At 61.8% G+C, this 22,620-nt stretch carries 22 protein-coding genes and 1 tRNA gene; 10 read left to right on the top strand and 13 right to left on the bottom strand.

The window, feature by feature from the left end; all coding sequences use genetic code 11:
• Positions 1 to 38: 38 nt before the first annotated feature.
• From QN222_RS21425 to QN222_RS21405, 5 genes are all read right to left on the bottom strand, one after another.
• Positions 39 to 115 (bottom strand) — tRNA-Arg (locus QN222_RS21425).
• Between the two features lie 170 nt (positions 116 to 285).
• Entirely contained in the window at positions 286 to 1,767 is a 1,482-nt protein-coding gene (locus QN222_RS21420; protein ID WP_283964859.1) for a HAMP domain-containing sensor histidine kinase, read from the bottom strand.
• Between the two features lie 136 nt (positions 1,768 to 1,903).
• On the bottom strand, positions 1,904 to 3,328 hold the full coding sequence (locus QN222_RS21415) for an FAD-dependent oxidoreductase (protein ID WP_283964858.1): 1,425 nt from the start codon (positions 3,326 to 3,328) through the stop codon (positions 1,904 to 1,906).
• Positions 3,329 to 3,344: 16 nt separating this feature from the next.
• Entirely contained in the window at positions 3,345 to 4,142 is a 798-nt protein-coding gene (locus tag QN222_RS21410; RefSeq protein WP_283964857.1) for a TVP38/TMEM64 family protein, read from the bottom strand.
• A 252-nt stretch (positions 4,143 to 4,394) separates the two neighbouring features.
• Positions 4,395 to 6,389, bottom strand: a complete 1,995-nt coding sequence (locus QN222_RS21405) for a methyl-accepting chemotaxis protein (protein WP_284005584.1) — start codon at positions 6,387 to 6,389, stop codon at positions 4,395 to 4,397.
• 454 nt (positions 6,390 to 6,843) lie between these two features.
• On the opposite strand from QN222_RS21405, the gene rpmH reads away from it, so the two are divergent.
• The 6 genes from rpmH (at position 6,844) to QN222_RS21375 (ending at position 11,728) form a co-directional block, all read left to right on the top strand.
• Positions 6,844 to 6,978, top strand: coding sequence for a 50S ribosomal protein L34 (gene rpmH / locus QN222_RS21400; protein WP_012706673.1), 135 nt, complete (start codon positions 6,844 to 6,846; stop codon positions 6,976 to 6,978).
• Between the two features lie 20 nt (positions 6,979 to 6,998).
• Positions 6,999 to 7,397, top strand: coding sequence for a ribonuclease P protein component (rnpA, locus tag QN222_RS21395; RefSeq protein WP_283962546.1), 399 nt, complete (start codon positions 6,999 to 7,001; stop codon positions 7,395 to 7,397).
• Positions 7,397 to 9,175, top strand: coding sequence for a membrane protein insertase YidC (gene yidC / locus QN222_RS21390; protein WP_283962545.1), 1,779 nt, complete (start codon positions 7,397 to 7,399; stop codon positions 9,173 to 9,175). The genes rnpA and yidC overlap by 1 nt, the downstream gene beginning before the upstream one ends.
• A 170-nt stretch (positions 9,176 to 9,345) precedes the next feature.
• Entirely contained in the window at positions 9,346 to 10,254 is a 909-nt protein-coding gene (locus tag QN222_RS21385) for a DMT family transporter (protein WP_283962544.1), read from the top strand.
• Positions 10,255 to 10,305: 51 nt separating this feature from the next.
• Positions 10,306 to 10,962, top strand: a complete 657-nt coding sequence (gene yihA, locus QN222_RS21380; protein WP_283962543.1) for a ribosome biogenesis GTP-binding protein YihA/YsxC — start codon at positions 10,306 to 10,308, stop codon at positions 10,960 to 10,962.
• 229 nt (positions 10,963 to 11,191) lie between these two features.
• Positions 11,192 to 11,728 (top strand): DUF1269 domain-containing protein, encoded by a 537-nt coding sequence (locus QN222_RS21375; protein ID WP_283962542.1) that lies wholly within the window; start codon positions 11,192 to 11,194, stop codon positions 11,726 to 11,728.
• Positions 11,729 to 11,959: 231 nt separating this feature from the next.
• On the opposite strand, the gene msrB is transcribed toward QN222_RS21375, so the two are convergent.
• The 4 genes from msrB to QN222_RS21355 form a co-directional block, all read right to left on the bottom strand.
• Positions 11,960 to 12,454, bottom strand: coding sequence for a peptide-methionine (R)-S-oxide reductase MsrB (gene msrB / locus QN222_RS21370; RefSeq protein WP_283962541.1), 495 nt, complete (start codon positions 12,452 to 12,454; stop codon positions 11,960 to 11,962).
• A 242-nt stretch (positions 12,455 to 12,696) separates the two neighbouring features.
• Positions 12,697 to 13,254, bottom strand: coding sequence for a fasciclin domain-containing protein (locus QN222_RS21365; RefSeq protein ID WP_180939996.1), 558 nt, complete (start codon positions 13,252 to 13,254; stop codon positions 12,697 to 12,699).
• Between the two features lie 290 nt (positions 13,255 to 13,544).
• Positions 13,545 to 14,258 carry an anti-sigma factor gene (locus tag QN222_RS21360; RefSeq protein WP_283962540.1) on the bottom strand — a complete coding sequence of 238 codons (714 nt, stop codon included), beginning with the start codon at positions 14,256 to 14,258 and terminating at the stop codon, positions 13,545 to 13,547.
• Positions 14,255 to 14,794, bottom strand: a complete 540-nt coding sequence (locus QN222_RS21355) for a sigma-70 family RNA polymerase sigma factor (protein WP_283962539.1) — start codon at positions 14,792 to 14,794, stop codon at positions 14,255 to 14,257. The genes QN222_RS21360 and QN222_RS21355 overlap by 4 nt, the downstream gene beginning before the upstream one ends.
• A gap of 213 nt (positions 14,795 to 15,007) precedes the next feature.
• On the opposite strand from QN222_RS21355, the gene argB reads away from it, so the two are divergent.
• A complete protein-coding gene (argB, locus tag QN222_RS21350; protein WP_136506784.1) occupies positions 15,008 to 15,895 on the top strand; it encodes an acetylglutamate kinase in 888 nt (295 codons plus the stop codon).
• A gap of 198 nt (positions 15,896 to 16,093) precedes the next feature.
• On the opposite strand, the gene QN222_RS21345 is transcribed toward argB, so the two are convergent.
• The 3 genes from QN222_RS21345 to QN222_RS21335 form a co-directional block, all read right to left on the bottom strand.
• Positions 16,094 to 16,870 (bottom strand): isocitrate lyase/phosphoenolpyruvate mutase family protein, encoded by a 777-nt coding sequence (locus QN222_RS21345; RefSeq protein WP_283962538.1) that lies wholly within the window; start codon positions 16,868 to 16,870, stop codon positions 16,094 to 16,096.
• Complete coding sequence (locus QN222_RS21340; RefSeq protein ID WP_283962537.1) at positions 16,867 to 17,946, bottom strand: trifunctional transcriptional activator/DNA repair protein Ada/methylated-DNA--[protein]-cysteine S-methyltransferase; 1,080 nt, start codon at positions 17,944 to 17,946, stop codon at positions 16,867 to 16,869. The genes QN222_RS21345 and QN222_RS21340 overlap by 4 nt, the downstream gene beginning before the upstream one ends.
• 64 nt (positions 17,947 to 18,010) lie before the next feature.
• Positions 18,011 to 18,925, bottom strand: a complete 915-nt coding sequence (locus QN222_RS21335) for a DMT family transporter (protein WP_283962536.1) — start codon at positions 18,923 to 18,925, stop codon at positions 18,011 to 18,013.
• Positions 18,926 to 19,029: 104 nt separating this feature from the next.
• Between QN222_RS21335 and QN222_RS21330 the strand changes: the two genes are divergently transcribed.
• Together QN222_RS21330 and QN222_RS21325 are read left to right on the top strand one after the other, a co-directional pair.
• Positions 19,030 to 19,743, top strand: a complete 714-nt coding sequence (locus QN222_RS21330) for a pyrimidine 5'-nucleotidase (protein ID WP_283962535.1) — start codon at positions 19,030 to 19,032, stop codon at positions 19,741 to 19,743.
• Between the two features lie 223 nt (positions 19,744 to 19,966).
• Positions 19,967 to 20,488: an EF-hand domain-containing protein gene (locus tag QN222_RS21325; RefSeq protein ID WP_283962534.1), complete on the top strand. Its 522-nt coding sequence runs from the start codon at positions 19,967 to 19,969 to the stop codon at positions 20,486 to 20,488.
• Positions 20,489 to 20,553: 65 nt separating this feature from the next.
• On the opposite strand, the gene QN222_RS21320 is transcribed toward QN222_RS21325, so the two are convergent.
• Positions 20,554 to 21,453: an LOG family protein gene (locus QN222_RS21320; RefSeq protein ID WP_283962533.1), complete on the bottom strand. Its 900-nt coding sequence runs from the start codon at positions 21,451 to 21,453 to the stop codon at positions 20,554 to 20,556.
• A gap of 305 nt (positions 21,454 to 21,758) precedes the next feature.
• Between QN222_RS21320 and dapD the strand changes: the two genes are divergently transcribed.
• A complete protein-coding gene (gene dapD, locus QN222_RS21315) occupies positions 21,759 to 22,616 on the top strand; it encodes a 2,3,4,5-tetrahydropyridine-2,6-dicarboxylate N-succinyltransferase (RefSeq protein ID WP_283962532.1) in 858 nt (285 codons plus the stop codon).
• Positions 22,617 to 22,620 lie beyond the last annotated feature (4 nt).

Genomic DNA, 22,620 nt, shown 5'->3' with positions numbered 1-22,620 from the left:
CCACGGAAACGGTTGGAAAACATGCAATTCGAAGGAAATGGCGCACCCGAAGAGATTCGAACTCCTGACCCCCAGATTCGTAGTCTGGTGCTCTATCCAGCTGAGCTACGGGTGCTTGCCTGAAGCGGTGAGAACCGCTTGCGTGGCGATCCTCTACTGGGTCCTTTCGGCGATTGCAAGCGCCTTTCGGGAAAAAATTTCATTTTTGCGACGACAGTGGAAAAGGCGTCGGAGCGAGCGATCGGGATCCGGCAAGAAGGACACCAGCGGTCCGAGGACGGAAAATCAGGGCCGCGCCTTCGAGCGGAAAGCGTCCAGCGGCACCGGGCGGTCCGGCAATTCGATGCGGAACAGCGTGCCGGGCGTCGGCTTTTCGACGAGTGCGATCGTCCCGCCATGAGCGAGCACCAGTTCGCGGGCGATGGCGAGCCCGAGGCCCGTGCCGCCGGAGCGCGCCGAGCCCCGGAAGGCGGTAAACAGGTTTTCGCGCGCCTTGGCCGGCATGCCCGGCCCCGTGTCGTCGATGGAAATGGTAACCACGCTCCCGGTTCGCATGGCCGAAACGGAGATCGACCTGGCGCGGCCGTCCTCGGGCTCGTGATTCGTCAGCGCCTGGACGGCGTTGCGGCAGATATTGTGGACGACGCGAAATAGCTGCTCGCTGTCGGCGTCGACCACGACGTCGTCCCGTATCTGGATGTCGAAGTCGATACCGCTCTGGCGATCGATGGCCAGGAGTTCGGCGACGTCCTCGACGAGCGGCCGCAGCGCGACAAAGCGGCGGTGCGGCTCTGCCTCGGCCGTCCGCCCGTAGGAGAGAACCTCCTGCGTATAGCCGACGGCGCGGTCTATCGTTCTCAGCAGCGTCGGCGCGAAGCGTTTGACCACCGGATCATCGACATCTGCAAGCCGGTCGGAGATGAGTTGCGCGGACGAGAGAATGTTGCGCATGTCGTGGTTGATCTTCGAAACCGCGAGGCCGAGCTCAGCGAGGCTCTTCTGTTGCTTCAAGGTTCTCTGCAGCTCGCGCTGCATGCTCGCGAGGTGCTGGCCGGCCACCGCCAGCTCATCCTTGCCTTCCGGCGGAACGAGGAGTCGCTCCGGGTCGGACGGCTCGTTGGAAAACTCCTGCATGCTCGTCGTCATCCGCCTGATCGGCACGATCAGCATGCGATTGATGGCGAGGAAGATCAGTGCCGCCGTGATCAGCGAAATCGCGATCGACAGAAGAAAAACGTTGCGCGAATAAACGAGCATCGCCTTGCGCAGGCCGGCATCCTTCATAACTAGTTCGATGGTCGCGTCGCTTTCGCCGAGCGGACCATAGACACGCACGATCCGGCTGCCGCCGAAAAGCAGCGTGTCGAACGCATCGCGTATCGCACCGACGGGGGTGAAGTTGGCGATATCGTATTCGCCGTCGATTGCCGGCGGCATGTCGACGGTGGCGATCATCCGCGACGCATCCTTGCGGCGAATGACGATGGCCTTGGTTCCGGTCGCCATCAACGTGTCGCGCTGCACGGCCCGCGGGAGCTCGACATTCTGCAGTCCGTCGACCACGACGGCCGCCGCGGCCACCGTGTTCAGCCGATCCTGAAGCCAACGGATCCGCATGTTGGCGACCGACGGCACGAAGATCAGCACCTCCGCCAGCATGACGAATGCCACGGTCAGAAGCAGCAGCTTGCCGGAGAGTCCACGGAGAAACCCCACAGCCGCTCGGGGCATAGTACTCGCATTGGCCGGACGCGCCTCTTCCACCATAACTCTAGAACGTTCCCTGCGACTCAGAGCGGGATGAGGAAAAGTGTGCACGGTTTTCCGCCCGCATCCCGCGTCTCAACTTATAGAATCGATCACGTTTATGATTTGGGTCGAGTCGGCCCAAATTCATCGTGATCTAGCCGAAATACCGCAGCATTCCGATCACGGACCGAACGAGCGGATTTCGCGCCATGGGGGCATAATAGGAGATCGATGCCTGTTTTCCAATCTCGGACAAGGTTGGATAGGGGGCCACATAGCCGCGGAAATGCTTGAGCGTCAGCCGATTGGCGATGGCGAAAGCAAAGCCGTTGATCATCTCACCGGCACCGGCGCCGGCAATCGCAGCACCGAGGATGCGTCCGCGCCGACCGACCGTGACCTTGATGAGGCCCCGACCGAGCCCATCGGTGCGGGCGCGGTCGTTGGCGGAAAAGTCCCACCGGACGACGTCGACCCGACCGAACTTTTCCCGCGCCTTCGCCTCGCCGGGACCGACCTCAGCCAGTTCCGGGTCCGTGAACGTGACCCGAGGGACGATGTCGCGGTCTTCGCGCGCCGGTACGCGGAACAGGATCTGCTGCAGCACGAGGCGCGCATGATAATTCGCGACGTGGGTGAACTGCAGGCCACCTGCGGCATCGCCGATCGCATAGACGCGGCGATTGCTTGTCCGCAGGTCCGTGCCAATGGCGATGCCCTTCGCGTCGTGGCGAATACCTGCGGCATCGAGATCGAGAGAAACGTGATTGGGAGCACGGCCGGCGGCCAGCAGCAGGTCGCTGCCATCGAGAAAAAACCGCCCTTGCGTGTTTTCGCAATGCAGCCGCACGCCGCCCGCGTACCGTTCGATGGATTGTATGAGGGTTTCCTCGTGAAGAACGGTACCCTCCGCACGGATCGCATCCAGAACGATCGCCACCAGTTCCGGATCGCCGCTCGAAAGCGCTTTGCCGCTCTCAGTCACAGTAACGCGCGCGCCGAGCCGGCGATAGGCCTGGGCCATCTCCAGCCCGACAGGTCCGGCACCGACGATGACGAGGTGTTGCGGCAGCCGCCTCATATCGAAGAGTGTCTCATTGGTGAGATACGGCGTCTCGGCGAGCCCGGGAATTGCGGGTACAGCTGGCGACGAGCCGGTGGCGATCACGAAGCGCCGCGCCCGAATAAGATGATCGCCGGCCGCGACCGTCCTGTCGTCGACGAACCGGGCCGCATCGGCGATGACTTTCACGCCGAGGCTCTCGAAGCGTTCGGCGGAATCATGCGGCGCGATGGCTCCGATGACCGCATGAACCCGCGCCTGCAACCGTTCATAGTCGACGATCGGCTCGCCTGCGGCGATGCCGAATTCCTTTGCCGCGCGGATCGCCTGCGCGTGTTTCGCAGCCGCGATCAACGCCTTCGACGGCACGCAGCCAAAGTTCAGGCAATCCCCACCCATTCGGCCGCGTTCGACCAGGACAACCGGTACGCCGAAGGCCGCAGCGCCGGCGGCCACGGACAGACCGGCCGCACCGCCGCCGATTACACAGATATCCGGATTGAGGACCTTCGCCACGCCGCCTTCCGCCCCGTCAGACCGTCTTGCGGCGCGACTGTATTAGCTTGAACGCCAGAGGCAATGCCGCGATGAGCGTCAGCGCCGCAAGCCCCAGCGAAATGTCCCTCGTCGCAAAATCCGAAATCGTGAGCTCGCCGCCAGCCGCTGCCGAGCGGGCGATCACATCGTCGAGGCTGCGACCGAGCCAGGCATAGGCGAGCGTGCCCGGCACGATGCCGATCAGCGTTGCGGTGGCGAAGGTGCGCAGCCGCACGTCGAAGAAAGCGGGTGCGATATTGACGACGAAGAAGGGAAAGATCGGCGCCAGCCGCAAGATCAGAAGGTAAAGGAACGCATTGCGCCGGAAGCCTTCCGCCAGTCGCTCCAGGAAGCGCCCGGCACGCGGGCGCAGGAGGTCGCCGAGAACCCCGCGCGCGGCAAGGAACAGAAGGCAGGATCCCAGTGTCGCCGCGGCGATCGCGATAATTCCGCCCGTAAGACAGCCGAACAGGAACCCGGAAAATATGGTCAGCACCGACGCAGCCGGGATCGAAAAGACGACCACCGCAACATAGACCGCAAAGAATGCGGAACCGGCTCGGAGCGGATAGGAATCGACATAGGCGCTGAGGACCTCGCGGTGATGGACGAGCGCCGGCAGCGAAAGATAGTGCGGCAGGCCAAAGGCATAACAAGCGGCACCACCGGCAACGAGAAGAACGAATGGCACGAACCGCCACCACGAACGGCGTGGCGCACGTTCTGCGTCGCTGCGCCCGGACGAAGGGTTCAGGGCTGCTCCTTCTATCCCGTTTCTGACACCATTGTTCATACGGCTTTGCTTTCGGCGAGATCTACCCCTGAGTTAGAGGGAATCCGGACCCGGAACCAATAACGAATGGTCGCGCCGTCAAACGTCAACGTGAACGGTTCACCCTGACAACTCACGTTGCCGTGAAAAGGAGAACCATCATCCCTGGTGCTACGGGAGCAATTACACCAAAGACTTTTTCTCGCGGAGAACGTTGAGGCCATCCGCGAGAAAAGATCGTGACGTCGGCGTCCTTGATGAGACGCGCCAGGCTCAGAATTCCTCCCAATCGTCCCGCGCCGCGGCGGCACTGCCGCCGAAGGCTCGAGCGACGCTGCCCATCATACGCCGGGCAGGCGAAGCAACGGGACGGCTTGTTTCCCTTGCAGGCGCGATTGCCCCGACGGCATCGCGATCGACCTTGAAGTAGGCGATCAGGTTGGCAAGGTTCCCGGTTTCGGCCGACAGTTTGTGGGTCGCGGCGTTCGCCTCCTCGACCATTGCCGCATTGCGCTGCGTGACCTGGTCCATCTGGTTGACGGCCGTGCTGACCTCGGCAAGCCCGGTCGACTGCTCGCGCGCGGCCGTCGCGATCGAATGGATATGGTCGTTGATCTTCAGGACGCGCGTTTCGATCTCGCCGAGCGCGGATCCGGTCGCCTGGACGAGCTTGACGCCGGTCGCGACTTCGCCGCCCGACTTCGAAATCAGCGCCTTGATATCCTTGGCGGCACTGGCGGCGCGTTGAGCGAGTTCGCGCACCTCCTGGGCCACCACTGCGAACCCTTTGCCGGCGTCACCCGCGCGCGCCGCCTCGACACCCGCATTCAGGGCCAGAAGATTGGTCTGGAAGGCGATCTCATCGATCACGTTGGTGATCTGGCCGATCTCGTTCGAGGCCTGCTCGATGCGGCCCATCGCTTCGACCGCGTTACGGACCACGGAAGCCGACTCGGTGGCGCTTTCTTTTGCCTCGGTGACCATGACCGATGCTTCCTGCGCTCTCTCGGTCGAGCTGCGCACGGCGGCCGTGATTTCATCGAGCGCGGCCGAGGTTTCCTCGAGCGAAGCGGCCTGCTGCTCCGTGCGCTTCGACAGGTCGTCCGCTGCAGAGCGCAATTCGGATGCGTTGCCGTTGATCGAGTCCGTCGTCGTGCGCACCTCGCGCAGGGTTTTCTGCAATGTCGTGAGCGTGTCGTTGACGTTCTTCTGCAGTTCGGCGAAGGCACCCTGGAACTGGCCGTTCATGCTTTGCGTCAGGTCGCCGGCGGCAAGGCTTGCGATGACCCGCCGCGTTTCGGAAATGCCGCTGTCGACGCTGCCGACGAGTTCGTTGACGCTCGCGGCAAAGCGGTTGAGGTCATCGTTGCCGTAGTCCTTGCTGATGCGCCTGGTGAAATCGCCGGCGGCGGCCGCCGAAACGACGATACCGATGCTCGACTGCAGATCCGCGCTCTTTTCCCTGAGCGCCGCTTCCTGAGCGTTGAGTTCACGCACCACAAGTCCGTTCTGCTTGAAGATGCCAACGGCGGCAGCCATATCGCCAATCTCGTCCTTGCGGCCGGCGAAGGGCACGTCGACAGAAAGATCACCTGCGGCAAGCTGTTTCATGGCGTCCGTCAGGTCGAGGATCGGGCGGCTGAGCTGGTTGGTACCGATGTAGAAGGCAGTACCGATTCCGGCGACGAGGCCGAGGCCGGCAATGCCGAGCACGACGAGAATGATGGAGCGCTCAAAGGCTGCGATCTCAGCCGTAATCGCCTCAAGCGACTCCAGATTGGCGTCCACGACACCGTCTATCTCGGCCTGGAAAGCCTTGCGATTGGCGCGATTGGCGTCGTTGTTGCCCTGCTCGTTGGCAGCCTGCGGCGAAACCTGTTGGCCGAGACGGGCCGTCTCGGCGCGGAAGGTCTTGAATTCTTCCGCGCGCTTCACCAGCGCATCGAAGGACGAGAGCTTGTCGGTGGGAACCAGCGGGCGCCAGTCCTCGAGCAGTGCGTCGATCTTGTCGAGGTTCTTGAAGAGGCCTTCGGCGAAGGGTTTTGCCTTTTCGATCGTCGGCGCCGCGTAAATCCCGCGCGCTTCCATGACGACGCCAGTCACCAGGCGGTTGAGCCGCTCGCCCTTGAACGCCCGGTCGGATGCGTTTTGGAATTGGTGAAGCTTGTCGTTGTACTGCGACACGATCAGCAGCGACATACCGGTGATGGCAATCGCAAGCAGGCTCATGATGCCGACGATCAGATATATTTTCCCGCGAATTTTCATTCCTGTCCCCCGACGCCGCAGGCGTCTTCCCCCTCACTACACGGTGCTGCACACCACGAAGCGAATGCTAAAATACGCGTGGTTAACGAAAAGCATCACCGGTCCGACCAACTTCTAGGGAGGCCGGATTAGGCATTTGTTCACCGATCTGCCCTACGCGCCGCCCGTTTGATGAAACGCTGTCGGTCCGGCCGTCGAGTTGTTGCGGCGCAGGGCGTCAAGAAGTTGCAGGTCTCGACGCGTGATCCAGAAGCAACGCCGGTGACCCCGGCTATCACAGTCGTCCGTACAACGCAAAGCCCGTCGGGAATTGACTTTGCCGGACATTTGTCCTTATAAGCCGCGCACGTCCGGTCAAGCCGTCCTGCCCGCAAGGCGGAGCTGTGCCCGGTTACGTAAACGCTCTTGCAATTTGCAAACTCAAGAAGGGCCGCACACCGCGGTATTTAAATAAATGAAGCGTACCTACCAACCGTCCAAGCTTGTTCGCAAGCGCCGTCATGGCTTCCGTGCACGCATGTCCACCAAGGGTGGCCAGAAGGTCCTCGCAGCCCGCCGGGCTCGTGGCCGCAAGCGTCTCTCGGCCTAAGCCGAGCCTGCCCGAAACCTATGTCCGGGCATATGACGTCAGATAAAGACAAGACGACTGTCGGGCGGCTGAAAAGCCGTCCGCAGTTTTTGGCCGTCAGAGCTGGAGAAAGCCGCAAAGGCCCATTATTTCTCCTCGAAGTGCTTGACCGCACGGATCTGGAAGGTGATGCCCGCGTCGGCTTCACAGTCACCAAGAAGCACGGCAATGCCGTAGAGCGCAACCGAATGCGCCGACGCCTCAAAGAAGCAGTGCGGCTTTCAGCCGGGTTTGCAATGAAACCCGGACACGACTATGTGATTGTCGCCCGACGCGATCTGCTGCATGCCCCCTTTGACGCATTGACCCGGGCGCTCTGCGATCGCATCGAAAACAAGCCGAAACAGAAGCGGCCCTCGGCCGGTTCCAGGAAACCATGATGGAAAACAACCGCAATTATTTCGTCGCGATTGCACTGTCCGTGCTGATCCTCGTCGCTTGGCAATTCTTCTATGTCAACCCGAGGATGGAGAAGGACCGCATCGCTGCGGAACAGGCCCAGCAGACGCAACAGGCTCAGCCTCAGGGCGGTACGCAGCAGGCGACACCGGGCCAGGCGCCTGCCGGCGGTGCCATTCCGGGCGGCGAAAACCGCGACCAGGCGATCGCCAAGTCTGCCCGCGTTGCGATCGATACGCCGGCGCTTTCGGGATCCATCAACCTGGCCGGCGCGCGCTTCGACGACCTGAGGCTCAAGGGGTACCACGAGACGGTCGATCCGAAGAGCCCTGTCATCACCCTCTTGAGCCCGGCGGAAACGGCGGATGGCTATTTTACCGAGATCGGCTATATCGGTAGCGACGCGACCGGCTCGGTACCGGGTCCGCAGAGCGTCTGGACACTTTCCAACGGCGACAAGCTGACGCCATCGACGCCGGTCACCCTCAGCTACACCAACGACAAGGGCATCACCTTCGTCCGGACGATCTCCGTCGACGATCGTTACATGTTCCAGGTCGTCGACAGCATCAAGAACGAAACGTCGGCGCCGATTTCCCTGTCTTCCTACGGCCGCGTCACGCGATTTAACAAGCCGACGACGCCGAGCATCTACGTGCTGCATGAGGGCTTCATCGGGGTTACCGGTGGAAGCCTGCAGGAGGTCGGCTATTCGAAAATAGAAGAAAACCAGCCGGTCGAACCGGGCAAATCGACGGGCGGCTGGCTCGGCATCACCGACAAATACTGGGCGGCGGCAATCGTCCCGCCGCAGGAGACGCCCTTCGACACCCGCTTCTCGCATTTCACCGATGGCCGTGCCCGCTTCCAGAGCGACTACAAGGGCGACGCGATCACGGTCGCGCCCGGCCAGTCCGCGGAGGTCAAGAACCTGGTCTTTGCCGGCGCCAAGGAAGTCGAGGCTATCGACAACTACGCGGCCACTTACGCCATTCCGAAGTTCGAGAAGCTGATCGACTGGGGTTGGTTCTGGTTCATCACCCAGCCGATGTTCAAAATGATGGATTTCTTCTTCCGTCTGTTCGGCAATTTCGGCGTCGCGATCCTGATCACCACGATTGTCGTCAAGCTTCTCTTCTTCCCGCTCGCCAACAAGCAATATGCGTCGATGGCGAACATGAAGAAGGTCCAGCCGAAGATGGAGGAACTGAAGAAGAAGTTCGGCGACGACCGCATGGGTCTGCAGCAGGCGATGATGCAGCTCTACAAGGACGAGAAGATCAACCCGCTGGCGGGTTGCTGGCCGATCCTCATCCAGATCCCGGTGTTCTTCGCGCTCTACAAGGTGATCTACATCACCATCGAGATGCGCCATGCGCCGTTCTTCGGCTGGATCCAGGACCTCTCCGCCCCGGATCCGACGACGATCGTCAATCTTTTCGGCCTGATTCCGTTCGATGCTCCGTCCTTCCTGCACCTCGGCGTCTGGCCGCTCATCATGGGCGTCACGATGTTCCTCCAGATGCGCATGAACCCGACGCCACCGGATCCGACCCAGGCGATGCTGTTCACCTGGATGCCGGTGGTCTTCACCTTCATGCTGGCGTCCTTCCCGGCCGGCCTCGTCATCTACTGGGCCTGGAACAACACGCTGTCGATCATCCAGCAGTCGATCATCATGAAGCGCCAGGGCGTTAAGATCGAGCTCTTCGACAACCTCAAATCGCTGTTCGCGAAGAAACCCAAACCGGCGGAATAGCCGCCGGCTGCCACCTCAAAGGCCTCGGATCGAACGGTCCGGGGCTTTTTCTTTTGCGACAACCGCCTGTCGCGAACACCGGCGCCTGCAACCGGCAAGCGCTCTATTGTCTGCCGGTTTCAATCCGGGTTCCGATGATGTCGCAGCCGACCGTCCTGCCGAAGTCCGTAATGCCAGCACAAGGCCGTGCAACCGGGATCGCGCTCGTTCTTGGCTCGGCGCTCGTCTGGAGCTTCGGCGGCACGCTGGTGCGTTTCCTCGACATCGCCGACAGTTGGGTCATCGTCTTCTGGCGGTCGATCTTCGCCGCCCTTTTCCTGCTCGCCTTCATGCTGGTTCGTGACGGCGCTTCGAACATGACGCGGCTCTTCCGCGAAATGGGCTGGCCCGGCGTCGCCGTCGGCTGCTGCTTCGCGACAGCATCGATGAGTTTCGTGCTCGCACTTGCCTACACGACGGTCGCCAACATCATGCTCATTCAAGCGGGCGTGCCGCTCCTCGCGGCCCTGATCGGCTGGGTGGTATTCCGCGAAGGCGGCTCCCCGCTTACCTGGCTGGCAATCGCCGCAGTTATCGCCGGCTTGCTGGTGATGGTTTCGGATTCGATTACCGGGGCGGTCTCCCCGGTCGGAGATGCGCTCGCTCTGCTGATCGCGCTCTCCCTCGCTTGCGCAACGGTCATCACCCGCGGCTATGCCCATGTCCGCATGACGCCGGCTGTCTGCCTCGGAACGCTCATTGCCGCAACAGTCGCCGCAACGCAGGCTTCGGACTTTGCCGTCACGCCCTCCGAACTCGGCATTCTGGTCGTCTTCGGGGCGTTCAATTTCGGCCTCGGCCTCGCGCTCTTCGTCACCGGCGTGCGGCTGCTACCTTCGGCGCTGGCGGCCTTGCTGGGGACGGCCGAAACCGTTCTCGCGCCCCTTTGGGTTGCCGTCATTCACGGCGAAATTCCCCGCACCAATACCATCATCGGCGGGTCGATCGTCCTCTTTGCCCTCTTTGCCTATCTCGCCGTCGAACTCTGGCGGCAACGGCGGCTGCGCACCGAAGCTCGTGCAAATCCGGGTCGTGCTTGACAAGACGGCGCAAAACCTTGAAGCCGACCGGGCAACGGGAAAAATCGAGCGATGACCGGGAAAAAGCAAAACCAGAACGATTCCTCCGCCTTCGGCCGCCCGTGGATCTTCATCCGCGGCGTTCCGGCCATGAAGTTCCTGCCGCCGGAGGGTCCGCTGGAGATCGCCTTTGCCGGTCGCTCGAATGTCGGCAAGTCGTCGCTGATCAATGCCCTTGTCGGACAGAAAGGCCTCGCGCGCACATCGAACACGCCGGGCCGCACCCAGGAGCTCAATTATTTCGTGCCGGATGGCTATTCCGGCGAGGCGGGCGACCTGCCACCGATGGCGCTCGTTGACATGCCGGGCTACGGCTATGCGCAGGCGCCCAAGGAGCAGGTCGATGCCTGGACAAAGCTCGTCTTCGACTATCTGCGCGGCCGCTCCACGCTGAAGCGCGTCTACGTGCTGATCGACGCCCGTCACGGCATCAAGAAGAATGACGAAGAGGTGCTCGCGCTGCTCGACAAGGCGGCCGTTTCCTATCAGATCGTGCTCACCAAGACGGACAAGATCAAAGCGGCGGGCGTGCCGCGGCTGATCGCCGAAACGATCGAAAAGATCAAAAAGCGCCCGGCCGCCTTTCCCGAGGTACTGTCGACCTCTTCGGAAAAAGGCGCCGGCATCGAAGAACTGCGGGCAGCGATCGACCTCGCTGTCGCCCGCTGAAGGGGTGCGTCTCCCCCCGAAGACAAAAGTCTTTGATCTCCGTCACTACCCTGACACGCAAAGTGCTCTATTTCTGCGAGCGGCCGCATTCTTTAGCGGCCGGGGCCCTACAGCGCCGCGCGTCTTATCAGACGCCCAAAGGACGCTGTAGCACTTTGAATTGGCGCATGTTTTTACCCTTAAATCGGCGACGATTTAAGGAAACATGCAGTAGATGCAGGAGAGAGACATGTCCGATTTGATTGTCGTAGGGTTCGATTCGACGGAAGAGGCCGACAAGGTTCTCTTGAAGCTGAACAGCCTTAAGAAAGAATATCTGATCGACCTTGAAGACGCGGTCGTGGTCGTGCGCGACGGCGAAGGCAAGGTGCACCTGAAGCAAAGCCTCAATCTCACCGCCGTCGGTGCAACGTCGGGCCTTCTCTCGGGTTCGCTCTGGGGCGGCCTCGTCGGCCTGCTCTTCCTCAATCCACTTGCGGGCTTCGCGATCGGCGGGGCACTCGGCGCGGGCGCCGGGGCGCTGTCCGGTTCGCTTGCCGACTACGGCATCGACGACGAATTCATCAAGTCGCTCGGCAATACGATCCCGAACAATTCCTCTGCACTCTTTGTTCTGGTGCGCAAGGTGCAACCGGAAAGGGTGCTCGCTGAGTTTTCGGGGCTGCGCGGCCGCGTGCTGAAAACATCGCTCTCGCCCGACCAGGAGCAGAGGCTGCAGGCCGCGCTCTCCGATGTGCAGACTCCGCCGCAGGCCACCGCGTCCTAGATCATTTCTTTGTTTCATTGAAACAGCGAAATGATCTAACTCTTTGAAACTACGCAATTCCGGACGGAAAACCGTTACACACTTTTCCTGGAATTGCTCTAGGATGGTCCTCAACCGGCCGGCCACCTTCTCCCCATTTCGATGGGGAGAAGGAATGTGCGGCGCCGGCTTTTGTCTCCGACTCGCTACGTGCGGGGGAGAGCGTCAGGGTAAGGGGCAAAAATTCCGCTCTCATGCGGCGGCCGGCGCAAATGTCAGCGCCAGCCCGTTGATGCAGTGCCGCTTGCCGGTCGGCGGCGGCCCGTCGTCGAAAATGTGGCCGAGATGCCCGCCGCAGCGGCGGCAGTGGCATTCGACCCTTGTCATGAACAAGGAATTGTCCTCGCGTGTGCCGACCGCGTTCGGAAGCGATTGCCAGAAGCTCGGCCAGCCGGTGCCGCTGTCATATTTCGCCTCGGAGGAATAAAGGGCCAGGTCGCACCCCGCACAGCGGAAGATCCCCTTGCGCTTCTCGCTGTTGAGCGCGCTTGTGAAGGGCCGTTCCGTATCCTCCTGCCGCAGAATGCCGTATTGCTCCGCAGTCAGCGTCGCACGCCATTCCTCGTCCGTCTTCACGACCTCGAAAGTCTCGCCGCCGGCCGCACGCGCAGGAGGCGCGAAGTCACGCGCCACGGTCCATGCGGCGAGCGTGGCGCCGGCCATCAGGAAATTGCGACGGTTCTTCATGGGAACCTCCCCGGCAAGAGCCTTGTCATTGGAAGATTAGCGGTCCGATGGAACCGAGACAAAACAAAGTCCATCAAACCGCCGTGAGAGCAGCAAACCAACCGGCCTGGGCGGCGGGCCGATGCCCGCCGCCCCTCGCATGTTTCCTTGAAGCGGAGGCGATTCAAGATGAAAACATGCTGCGATTCAAAGCGTTACAGCGACCCTTGTGCGTCCGAAAGAACGCACGGCGCTTGTAGGAATCATCCCTTCGGCAGCAGCACCTTGTTGATGACATGGATGACGCCGTTCGACTGTTTCACGTCGGCGATCGTCACCCAGGCCGTGCCACCGGTCTCGTCGGTCAGGCTGATCTTGCCGCCATCGGCCTTGGCCTTGAGGATGCAACCGCCGACCGTCTTGACGTCATGTTGCCCGCCGTCATCCTTGATCATCTCGGTGATCGCCGACGACATCGCGTTGGCGGCTACGACATGGCAGGTCAGCACGGTCGTGAGCTTGTCCTTGTTCTCGGGCTTCAAGAGCTTGTCGACGGTGCCGGCCGGCAGGGCCGCGAAGGCTTCGTTCGTCGGAGCGAAGACGGTGAACGGCCCCTTGCCCTCAAGGGTCTCGACAAGACCGGCAGCCTTCACGGCCGCAACCAGCGTCGTATGGTCCTTCGAGTTGATGGCATTTTCGATGATATTCTTCTCGGCATACATCGGCGCGCCGCCGACCATCGGGTTCTCGGCGTAGGCGACGACTGCACCTGTCGTAAACATGGAGGCGACAAGAGCCGAACGGATCACAAACTTGAACATCTCTCTTCCTTCCTGTTGCGTTTGCCCAGTGAGACCACCCTTGAAAGTGTCCGCTCGGGCGATTGCTGTTCCTCCTACAGCGCCGCGCGTCTTATGAGACGTGCAAAGAACGCTGTAACACTCTGAAGTGCTGCATGTTTTTGCCCTTAAATCGCCGACGATTTAAGGAACATGCAGGGGGAACATGACAAGCAACGGGAGGCGCGGGCAAAGAGTTTCAGGTAAGGCGACTTTCCCCTATCCTTTTGAAAAGATGTCGTCTTTTTCCGGAATCGTTGTGAGTTCCGGCCTTAGAGATGGCGGGTCGTGCCCTGCGCGACAACCGCACCGGTGGGCGCACCGGTTGGCGAACCACCGAGCGGCTCGACACTGACGGCAAGGGTCGACCCCTCGCGGAATCTCGTCCGCATCTCGGGCGGCAGCAGGATTTCGCCTTCGCCGGACTGCGGCAGTACTCCTAACGAGACCGCCGGATTGTCGCCCTCGATCAGCCAGAGTTCCAGAGACTTTTCCTCCGTCTGCCGCGCCGCCACCGGCGTCAGCTTCAGGCTCCCTGACGTTCTGTCGAAGCGGGCCACGAGATTGATGGCATTGCCTTCGCCGGAGAGTTCCGCCACCAGCGGCTGGCTTTGCGGCTCGCTGAAGAGGCCTGCCATGGACGCACCCATGATTGCGGCGGCAGCGAGCGATGCGACGGTAAGGCTGCGCCAGAGAAGAAGCGAGTTCCAGAATCCGACCTTAGGCCTGGCCGCCGGCGACGGCGGAAAGATGCTGCGCTCGACAGCGGCAAAGACGTGGGCCGGGGGGCGAACCGCTTCATAGGCATCGTCGAAAGCGGCGAGATTGTGCTGCCAGCGATCGACCATGGCGGCGAAGTTCCGGTCCGATGCCATGCGCGCCTCGACCTTGAGGCGGTCCTCCGCCGACAGAACGCCGAGCACGTATTCCCCGGCGATCACCTCATCGCGCCGAAAATCTCCGCTTTCGGGATTCTGGGTCGTCATCGCTCCATGCACTCTCTCAGTTTCAGGAGGCTGCGTCTCAACCAGGTCCGCATCGTATTGAGCGGTACCGCGAACATCTCGGCCAGTTCCTGGTAGCTCAATCCTTCGACATAGGCTCGGCGCACTGCCTCGGCGCGATCCTTCTCGAGCTCCTCCAGGCAGGCGTCGATCCGCCTGCCTTCTGACCGGACTGCTGCCGATCGTTCCGGATCTGGAGCAGGATCAGCCAAATCATAGACCTCGTCAATCGCGTTTGCGACGGGTTTTCGCGCCCGGATCAGATCGATTGCATGGTTGCGTGCGATTGCCGTCAGCCAGGACATGGGGCTTGCCTGGCCTGTCGCGAAACGGTCGGCGCGCTGCCAGACCTTGACGTAAATTTCCTGTAGCGCCTCTTCCGCTTCGCTGCGATCCTTGAGTATACGGAGACAGACGCCGAAGAGTTTCGGGCTCGTCTGGCGATAGAGCGCCGCGAAGGCATCGCGGTCTCTCAGGACCACGCGGCCGAGCAGCGCGGACATCTCCTCATCGGCCATGGCGATTGCGCCTCTTGGATCAAGTTGCAAGCGGGATTTGGGCGGAAAAACCGCGCACACTTGTCCTCATCCCGCTCAAGGCTTCAAGCATCACCATAGGATAGAGAGACCGCCAGAACCAGCAGTGTCATTACGGCTTTATGTTGCGCCCCGATCATTCCATCCTTTCGGAACTTGCGCTAAACAGCAGCCGATATTTTTCGAGGGTCCGTCATGTCCGCATCAGAAAGTGAAATCCAGGCACGCCTGCTCACCCAAGCACTGCCCTACATGCAGCGCTACGAGAACAAAACGATCGTCGTCAAATATGGCGGCCATGCCATGGGCAATCCGGAACTGGGGCGCGCGTTCGCCAGCGACATCGCACTCCTGAAGCAGTCCGGCGTCAACCCGATCGTCGTGCACGGCGGCGGGCCGCAGATCGGCGCGATGCTCTCCAAGATGGGCATCGAATCGAAATTCGAAGGCGGGTTGCGCGTCACCGACGAGAAGACCGTCGAGATCGTCGAGATGGTGCTTGCCGGCTCGATCAACAAGGAAATCGTCGCTCTCATCAACCAGACCGGCGAGTGGGCGATCGGTCTTTGCGGCAAGGACGGCAACATGGTGTTTGCCGAAAAGGCCAAGAAGACCATTCGCGATCCGGACTCCAACATCGAACGCGTCCTCGATCTCGGTTTCGTCGGCGACGTGGTCGAGGTGGACCGCACCCTGCTCGATCTGCTCGCGCGCTCGGAAATGATTCCGGTGATCGCGCCGGTGGCGCCCGGCCGCGATGGTCACACCTACAATATCAATGCCGACACCTTTGCGGGCGCCATCGCCGGAGCGCTGAACGCCACCCGCCTGCTCTTCCTGACCGACGTGCCGGGCGTACTCAACAAGCAGGGCGAACTGATCAAGGAGCTGTCGGTGGCGCAGGCACGCGCGCTGATCGCCGATGGCACGATTTCCGGCGGCATGATCCCGAAGGTCGAGACCTGCATCGACGCCATCAAGGCCGGCGTGCAGGGCGTAGTCATTCTCAACGGCAAGACCGCCCATTCGGTCCTGCTCGAGATCTTCACCGAACGCGGCGCCGGTACGCTGATCGTGCCGTAGTGGGTGAAGGCAACGCTTCAGCACACTCTCGATAGCCCCTCACCCTAGCCCTCTCCCCGCAAGCAGGGAGAGGGGACCACGAGCGTGCGGCTTGCCTCTTCTCCACGCCTGCGGGGAGAAGGTGCCGGCAGGCGGATGAGGGGCGAATTCGCACGGAAAATCAAACAATTCCTCACGCGCTCTGACCACAATCGCGAGCTACTTCGCGGCGCTCTCGTATATCTTCTCCGCCTCACCGCGCAGCCACGCGATCATGGCGCGATAGGGGAACGGCCCGTAGCTGACCCGGCCGACACCTGCCGCGGCGAGCGTCGCGAGATCCGGTGCACCCGGCTTCATCATGACATTCAACGGCAAGGTCGACGCCGCGCAAAGCCTGCCTACCAGCTCTGCATCCGCAAGTCCCGGCGCGAAAAAGCCGCTGGCACCGGCTTCGGCATAGGCCTTGGCGCGCACAATCGCCTCATCGAGCAAAGCTGCATGGCGCGTTGTGTCGCTTTCCTGGAGGAAGAGGTCGGTGCGGGCGTTAATGAAGAGCGCTATGCCGCGACGCTCTGCCATTTCGCGGATCGCCCGGATGCGCGTCACCTGCTTGTCGACGGCATGGACCCCGCCTTTGCCCATCACCTGGTCCTCAAAATTGATGCCGATCGCCCCGGCATCGAGCAGCTGCGCAACATTCGCCGCGCCCTGCGCCGCATCCTCGGAATAGGCACCCTCGAAATCGACCGAGAGCGGAAGGTCCGTAGCGCCGACGATCAGCCGGACGATTTCCAGGAGAAGCGCGAGCGGTATCTTTTGCCCATCGCCAAAACCCTGCGCGGCTGCCACCGACCAGCTTCCGGTGGCAAGCGCCTTCGCGCCGGCCTCGGCCACGCAGCGGGCGCTGCCAGCATCCCAGATATTGTACAGAACGACCGGGTCGCCTTTGCGATGCAAGGCCCCAAAGGCAAGCGCCTTTTCCTGCTGATTCATCCGACATCCTCCGCAAACAATCCAACGGGTTTCATCTTGCCTTCGTGGCGCAGCAGCCATTGCTTTCGCCACAGACCGCCGCCATAGCCCGTCAGCGATCCGTCCGAGCCGACGCAACGGTGACAAGGGATAACGATTGCGACGCGGTTTGCGCCGTTTGCCCTCGCTACGGCACGCACCGCCTGGAGCGTGGCGACCTCCCGCGCAATATCGCTGTAAGACCGCGTCTCGCCCACCGGTATTTTCAAAAGCTTCGCCCAGACCTGCCGCTCGAAGGCGGTGCCGTCGAGCGCCAGGGGCGTGAGGAATTCGCTCGATTCGCCGGCAAAATAAACTTTCAGTTCCGCCTCGATCTGATCGATCGGTGGCGCTCTGCCCGGCGCGACGGCGGATCGCGTCTTGCGCTTCAGGCTTTCCATTTCGGTCGGCAGGGCTTTTCGGTCGTGGAATTCGAGCAGATGAAGATGCGTCTTGTCGGCGACCGCCACCATTGGTCCGAGCGGCGTTTCGATCGTATCGGCAAAGAGCAGTTGGCGGCGCTGCGACATGGCAGGCGCCTCCCCGATCAGCTTCGCGAAGGCGGCGCGAAAGCCGCTTGGCGAGTCATAACCGGCATCCATCTGCGCCTCGATGACGCTGGCGCCGGCCGAAAGCTGACGGGCGGCCTCGCCCATCCGCCGCTGGCGGGCGAGGTCGAGAAAGGTGACGCCAAGCGCCCGTTTGAAGGCGCGACGCACGGTCGACGGATCGAAGCCGCGCCGGACAAGATCGTCCTCGGTCCAGCGACGGTCCGGAGCGCGATCAAGGAGGTTCAGGAGGTCGTTGACCAGCGGCTCCTTGTCGGAGGGCTGGTTGAGCGGGCGGCATCGCTCGCAAGGCCGGAAGCCGGAATCGATGCAGGCGGCGATGTTGTCGAAGAACAGGGTATTCTCTCGCTTCGGCTTGCGGGCAGGACAGGAGAGGCGGCAGAAGACGCCGGTGCTCTTGACGCAGACGAAGGCCTGGCCTTCGTAATCGACGCTTCGGGCCAGAAGCGCGTCGTAAAGGATGTCGTCGTTCGGCAAATCAAAAAGCATGTCGCTGTTGTAACACTCGACAGACGACTCGTCCGCCGAAATTCGGGCGTCTATTTCGGGCGCTTTAAAGAACGATGAGCATCACGACGCCGGTCACGATCAGCAGGCAGCCGAGCAATTCGAGGCGGTTGATCCATTCGCGAAAGACGAAGAAGGACGAGGCGAAGGTGAAAAGCATCTCGACCTGCGCCACGACCTTGACGACCGCGGCCTGCTGCAAGGTCATCGCCATGAACCAGCCGAAGGATGCCGAGGCGCCGACAAAGCCGACGACGAAGGCTGGTCGCCAGGCAGCGCCGATGCGTTGCAGTTCCTCCGGCTCGCGGATCACGATCCAGGCAAGCATCACGACGGTCTGCAGCAGGATGACGAAGCCGAGGGTGAAGCTCGCCTGCATCACGTAGTCCGGGGCCGGCAGGCTCGGCGCCAGCGCCAGCGAGGCGGAGCGGTAGGAAACCGCCGAGAGGCCGAAGAACGTGCCGGACGCAAGGCCTATGCCGGCGGTGCGGCTGAAAACCGAGGTTACCAGAGACCGCGGGCTGAGCGTGGTGCGGGCGACGGAGATGAGCATGACGCCGACCACGGAAATGGCGATCGCCACCAGCGTGCCCTGGCTCGCTTTCTCGCCCAGGAAGATCAGGCCGAAGAGCGCCGCCTGCGCCGGTTCGGTGCGAGAATAGGCCGTGCCGACGGCGAAGTTGCGAAACGAGAAGAGATGGACGAGCAGGAAGGTCGCGGCGATCTGCGCCAGTCCGCCGATCACTGCCCAGAGAAAGAACGTGCCGTTCGGGACCGGCAGGGGGTGCCCGGCACCGCGCCAGAGGATCACGAGGTAGAAGAGTGCGAAAGGCAGGCCGAAGCCGAAGCGCACGAAGGTCGCGCCGGTGGTGCCCATGACGCCCTTCAGGTGCTTCTGCATGGCGGAGCGGACATTCTGAAGGAAGGCCGCGGCGACGGTGATAAGAACCCAGGTTTCCATTTTCGCGAGCTAGCACGCGCACGACGGACAATCCATTGGTGCGTGCGGCCCGAGATAAAATAAATCCGTTTTCCTTCGTAAGTCTGCCATGTCATAACCCGGCCATGAAAAAGCTCGATCGCCTTCCGACCCACGCTGAGTTCGCCCATGTCACCGACTGGGTCTTTGATCTCGACAACACGCTCTATCCGCACCACGTCAATCTCTTCGCGCAGATTGATCGCAACATGACGGCCTATGTCGCCGAACTGCTGTCGCTCGGGCCGGCGGAAGCGAAGAAGTTGCAGAAGGAATATTACCGCGATCACGGCACGACGCTGCAAGGACTGATGATCCATCATGGCGTCGACCCGAACGACTTCCTGCAGAGGGCGCACGCGATCGACTACAGCGTGGTACCGGCCGACCCCGCGCTTGGCGAGGCGATCAGGGCGCTGCCGGGACGCAAATTCATTTTCACCAATGGCAGCGTCGCTCATGCGGAGATGACAGCACGCGCACTCGGCATTCTCGACCACTTCGACGACATCTTCGACATCGTCGCCGCCGATTTCGTGCCGAAGCCTGCCGGCGACACCTATGACAAGTTCATGAGCCTTCATCGCGTCGACACCCGCAATGCGGTCATGTTCGAGGATCTGCCGCGCAATCTCCTGGTCCCGAAGGCGCTCGGCATGAAGACCGTGCTGCTCGTGCCACACAATCTCGAATACGAATTCGTCGAGGCCTGGGAAACGTCGAGCGACGCGGACGAGCAGATCGACTACGTCACCGAGAACCTCACCGGGTTCCTGCGGCGGATCGTAGCGCAGGCCTGACGCAACACGATTCAATCACGGAAAAACCGCTTTCCCGCCACTGCATGTTTCCTTAAATCATAGGGTTTAAGGATGAAAACATGCAGCAATCAAAGTACTACAGCGTCCTTGCGCGTCTAATACGAAGCGCGGCGCTGTAGAGGCTTAAATTACCAAAGTTTAACTGGTGCCGGGACCGCGCTTGCCTATCCTTGTTCAGGATAATTGAGCAAAGGGAAGCATGATGCGCAACAGGACTTTCATTCTCGGCGCCACCGTTCTCGCCGTGGCACTGACCGGCCTTTCAGCACCTTCATTTGCAGCCAGAAACAAACTCACGCCCGAACAGCGTGCGGAGCGCATGATCAAGCGCCTCGACACGAGCGGCGATTCCAAGGTCTCCCTTCAGGAGTTCCAGGCGCGGGTCTCGACCAGTTTCAAGAGCTTCGACGCCAACGGCAATGGCGAGATCAGCCGCGAAGAGATCCAGGCAAAGCGCCAGGCATTCCGCGAGGCGCGCAAAGCATGGCGCGACGCCCGGACGAAGACCGGCGCGGAGCGCGAACAGGCGATGGCCAAGCTTCGGGAGGCGCGCCCCTCTATGCTGCCCGGGATGCGGCCGCGTGCCTTCGCCCGCATCGATGCCGATGGCAACGGCGCTCTCAGTACAGCCGAAGTGGCTGCAGCCACAGAAAGGATGTTCAAGCGCCGCGACCGCAATGGCGACGGAATGATCGACGCCGCCGACTTTACCAGAAAGGTCTGATGCGACCCGTCTCGCCCTCTTTGTCTCGAAGAGGGCGAGACGTCCATAGCTCTACCGCCGGAGCTCTAGCGCCGGCCGGATGCCATCGGCATCGACCGCGGATCGATGCTCTCGTAGAACCGGGCGATGATCTCCCAGGCCTCTTCCGCGGTCTCGACGAAATGCACCAGATCGACGTCGTTCGGCGCGATCGTGCCGAACTCGGCCAGTGCCTCGAAGTTGACGATGGTGCGCCAGAACTTCTCGCCGAACAGGATGAGCGGCACCAGGGCCAGACGGCCGGTCTGCATCAGCGTCAGCGTTTCGAACAATTCGTCGAGCGTGCCGAAGCCGCCGGGAAACACGGTGACGGCCTTGGCGCGCAGCAGGAAATGCATCTTGCGAATGGCGAAATAGTGGAAATTGAACGACAGCTCCGGAGTCACGAAGCGGTTTGGCGCCTGCTCGTGCGGTAGCACGATGTTGAGCCCGATCGAAGGAGCGCCGGCGTCGGCCGCGCCACGGTTTCCCGCCTCCATCACCCCCGGGCCGCCGCCGGTGACGATGACATATTCCTTGTGGCCGAGCTTGGCGGACTGCTCCGAGCAGATCCGCGCGAACTTGCGTGCTTCGTCGTAGTAGATCGATGCCGCTTCGAGGTTCTTGCGCTGCGTATCGTTCTTGGCCGCCCAGGCCTCGCCGCCGGGCTCCGGGATGCGTGCGCCGCCGAACATCACCACGGTCGAATTGATGCCCCGCTCCTCGAGCATCATCTCCGTCTTCAGGAGTTCGAGCTGCAGACGTACCGGCCTCAACTCTTCGCGGCAGAGAAAATCATCGTCGACATAGGCGAGACGATAGGTCGGCGAGGCCGACTGCGGCGTCAGCGGCACGGTCGAGGCGCGCAGCCTGCTCTGCGAGCTGTCGGCCAGCGGATCCCAGACCCCATCCTTGCGGCGCAGATTGCGCTTCTTCATACGTGCCATATTTCATCTTCCCGTCGCGTTTCGAACAGACGGCATCTCGTCCGGACGCGCCCTGTCGTGTTTCCTCGGTCATAGAGGCGTCCCTACTGCCGGAAACACGGAAGTTTGCCAAGTCCTACTGAGATGTCGGAGCCAAAAGCGCTTCAACTTTTCAGATTTATGACTCTATAGCGCACCGCGTCGTCGAAACGCTCGAGGTCGCTGTAGCACTTTGAATTGCTGCATAACTTTGTCCTCAAATCGGTTCCGATTTAAGGAATTATGCAGTAGAGCTTGCACGACAACGCCGAACACAAGGAATTCCGATGACGACCCACGACCTTGCCGCCCTGTCGCAGACCATCGAGACCGCCTTCGACGATCGCGAAGCCGTCAATACCAGCACCCGCGGCGCGGTCCGCGAAGCGGTCGAAGCGGCGCTGAACCTGCTGGACAGCGGCAAGGCCCGCGTCGCCGAACGCGGTGCGGACGGCACCTGGACCGTCAATCAGTGGCTGAAGAAGGCCGTTCTTCTGTCCTTCCGCCTGAACCCGATGGAGCTCGTCAAGGGCGGCCCCGGCGAGTCGGTCTGGTGGGACAAGGTTCCCTCCAAGTTCGACGGCTGGAGCGTCAACGAGTTCGAGAAGGCCGGCTTCCGCGCCGTTCCGAACTGCGTCGTCCGCCGCTCGGCCTATATCGCGCCGAACGCGATCCTGATGCCTTCCTTCGTCAATCTCGGCGCCTATGTCGGCGAGGGCACGATGGTCGATACCTGGGCAACGGTCGGTTCCTGCGCGCAGATCGGCAGGAACGTGCACCTTTCCGGCGGCGTCGGCATCGGCGGCGTACTGGAGCCGATGCAGGCAGGACCGACGATCATCGAGGACAATTGCTTCATCGGCGCCCGCTCGGAGGTGGTCGAAGGTTGCATCGTCCGCGAAGGCTCGGTTCTCGGCATGGGCGTCTTCATCGGCAAGTCGACCAAGATCGTCGATCGCGCGACGGGCGACGTGACGTACGGCGAAGTGCCGCCCTATTCCGTCGTCGTGGCAGGCTCGATGCCGTCGGGCTCGACCATGGCAAACGGCCAGCCTGCACCGAACCTCTATTGCGCGGTCATCGTCAAGCGCGTCGACGAGAAGACGCGCGCCAAGACCGGCATCAACGAACTGCTCAGAGACTGATGCG

Origin of the sequence: Sinorhizobium sp. 6-70 (assembly GCF_030124375.1) — a bacterium.
Classification (GTDB): domain Bacteria; phylum Pseudomonadota; class Alphaproteobacteria; order Rhizobiales; family Rhizobiaceae; genus Sinorhizobium.
The sequence above is the reverse complement of the archived record's forward strand: the minus strand, read 5'-3'. Positions and strand labels throughout refer to the sequence as shown.

What these genes read in the sequence shown, in the direction of transcription:
- QN222_RS21420 (WP_283964859.1), bottom strand. Translation starts at nt 1,767, where the DNA reads ATGGTGGAAGAGGCGCGTCCGGCCAATGCGAGTACTATGCCCCGAGCG.
- QN222_RS21410 (WP_283964857.1), bottom strand. Translation starts at nt 4,142, where the DNA reads ATGAACAATGGTGTCAGAAACGGGATAGAAGGAGCAGCCCTGAACCCT.
- QN222_RS21405 (WP_284005584.1), bottom strand. Translation starts at nt 6,389, where the DNA reads ATGAAAATTCGCGGGAAAATATATCTGATCGTCGGCATCATGAGCCTG.
- rpmH (WP_012706673.1), top strand. Translation starts at nt 6,844, where the DNA reads ATGAAGCGTACCTACCAACCGTCCAAGCTTGTTCGCAAGCGCCGTCAT.
- rnpA (WP_283962546.1), top strand. Translation starts at nt 6,999, where the DNA reads ATGTCCGGGCATATGACGTCAGATAAAGACAAGACGACTGTCGGGCGG.
- yidC (WP_283962545.1), top strand. Translation starts at nt 7,397, where the DNA reads ATGGAAAACAACCGCAATTATTTCGTCGCGATTGCACTGTCCGTGCTG.
- QN222_RS21385 (WP_283962544.1), top strand. Translation starts at nt 9,346, where the DNA reads ATGCCAGCACAAGGCCGTGCAACCGGGATCGCGCTCGTTCTTGGCTCG.
- yihA (WP_283962543.1), top strand. Translation starts at nt 10,306, where the DNA reads ATGACCGGGAAAAAGCAAAACCAGAACGATTCCTCCGCCTTCGGCCGC.
- QN222_RS21375 (WP_283962542.1), top strand. Translation starts at nt 11,192, where the DNA reads ATGTCCGATTTGATTGTCGTAGGGTTCGATTCGACGGAAGAGGCCGAC.
- msrB (WP_283962541.1), bottom strand. Translation starts at nt 12,454, where the DNA reads ATGAAGAACCGTCGCAATTTCCTGATGGCCGGCGCCACGCTCGCCGCA.
- QN222_RS21365 (WP_180939996.1), bottom strand. Translation starts at nt 13,254, where the DNA reads ATGTTCAAGTTTGTGATCCGTTCGGCTCTTGTCGCCTCCATGTTTACG.
- QN222_RS21360 (WP_283962540.1), bottom strand. Translation starts at nt 14,258, where the DNA reads ATGACGACCCAGAATCCCGAAAGCGGAGATTTTCGGCGCGATGAGGTG.
- QN222_RS21355 (WP_283962539.1), bottom strand. Translation starts at nt 14,794, where the DNA reads ATGGCCGATGAGGAGATGTCCGCGCTGCTCGGCCGCGTGGTCCTGAGA.
- argB (WP_136506784.1), top strand. Translation starts at nt 15,008, where the DNA reads ATGTCCGCATCAGAAAGTGAAATCCAGGCACGCCTGCTCACCCAAGCA.
- QN222_RS21345 (WP_283962538.1), bottom strand. Translation starts at nt 16,870, where the DNA reads ATGAATCAGCAGGAAAAGGCGCTTGCCTTTGGGGCCTTGCATCGCAAA.
- QN222_RS21340 (WP_283962537.1), bottom strand. Translation starts at nt 17,946, where the DNA reads ATGCTTTTTGATTTGCCGAACGACGACATCCTTTACGACGCGCTTCTG.
- QN222_RS21335 (WP_283962536.1), bottom strand. Translation starts at nt 18,925, where the DNA reads ATGGAAACCTGGGTTCTTATCACCGTCGCCGCGGCCTTCCTTCAGAAT.
- QN222_RS21330 (WP_283962535.1), top strand. Translation starts at nt 19,030, where the DNA reads ATGAAAAAGCTCGATCGCCTTCCGACCCACGCTGAGTTCGCCCATGTC.
- QN222_RS21325 (WP_283962534.1), top strand. Translation starts at nt 19,967, where the DNA reads ATGCGCAACAGGACTTTCATTCTCGGCGCCACCGTTCTCGCCGTGGCA.
- QN222_RS21320 (WP_283962533.1), bottom strand. Translation starts at nt 21,453, where the DNA reads ATGGCACGTATGAAGAAGCGCAATCTGCGCCGCAAGGATGGGGTCTGG.
- dapD (WP_283962532.1), top strand. Translation starts at nt 21,759, where the DNA reads ATGACGACCCACGACCTTGCCGCCCTGTCGCAGACCATCGAGACCGCC.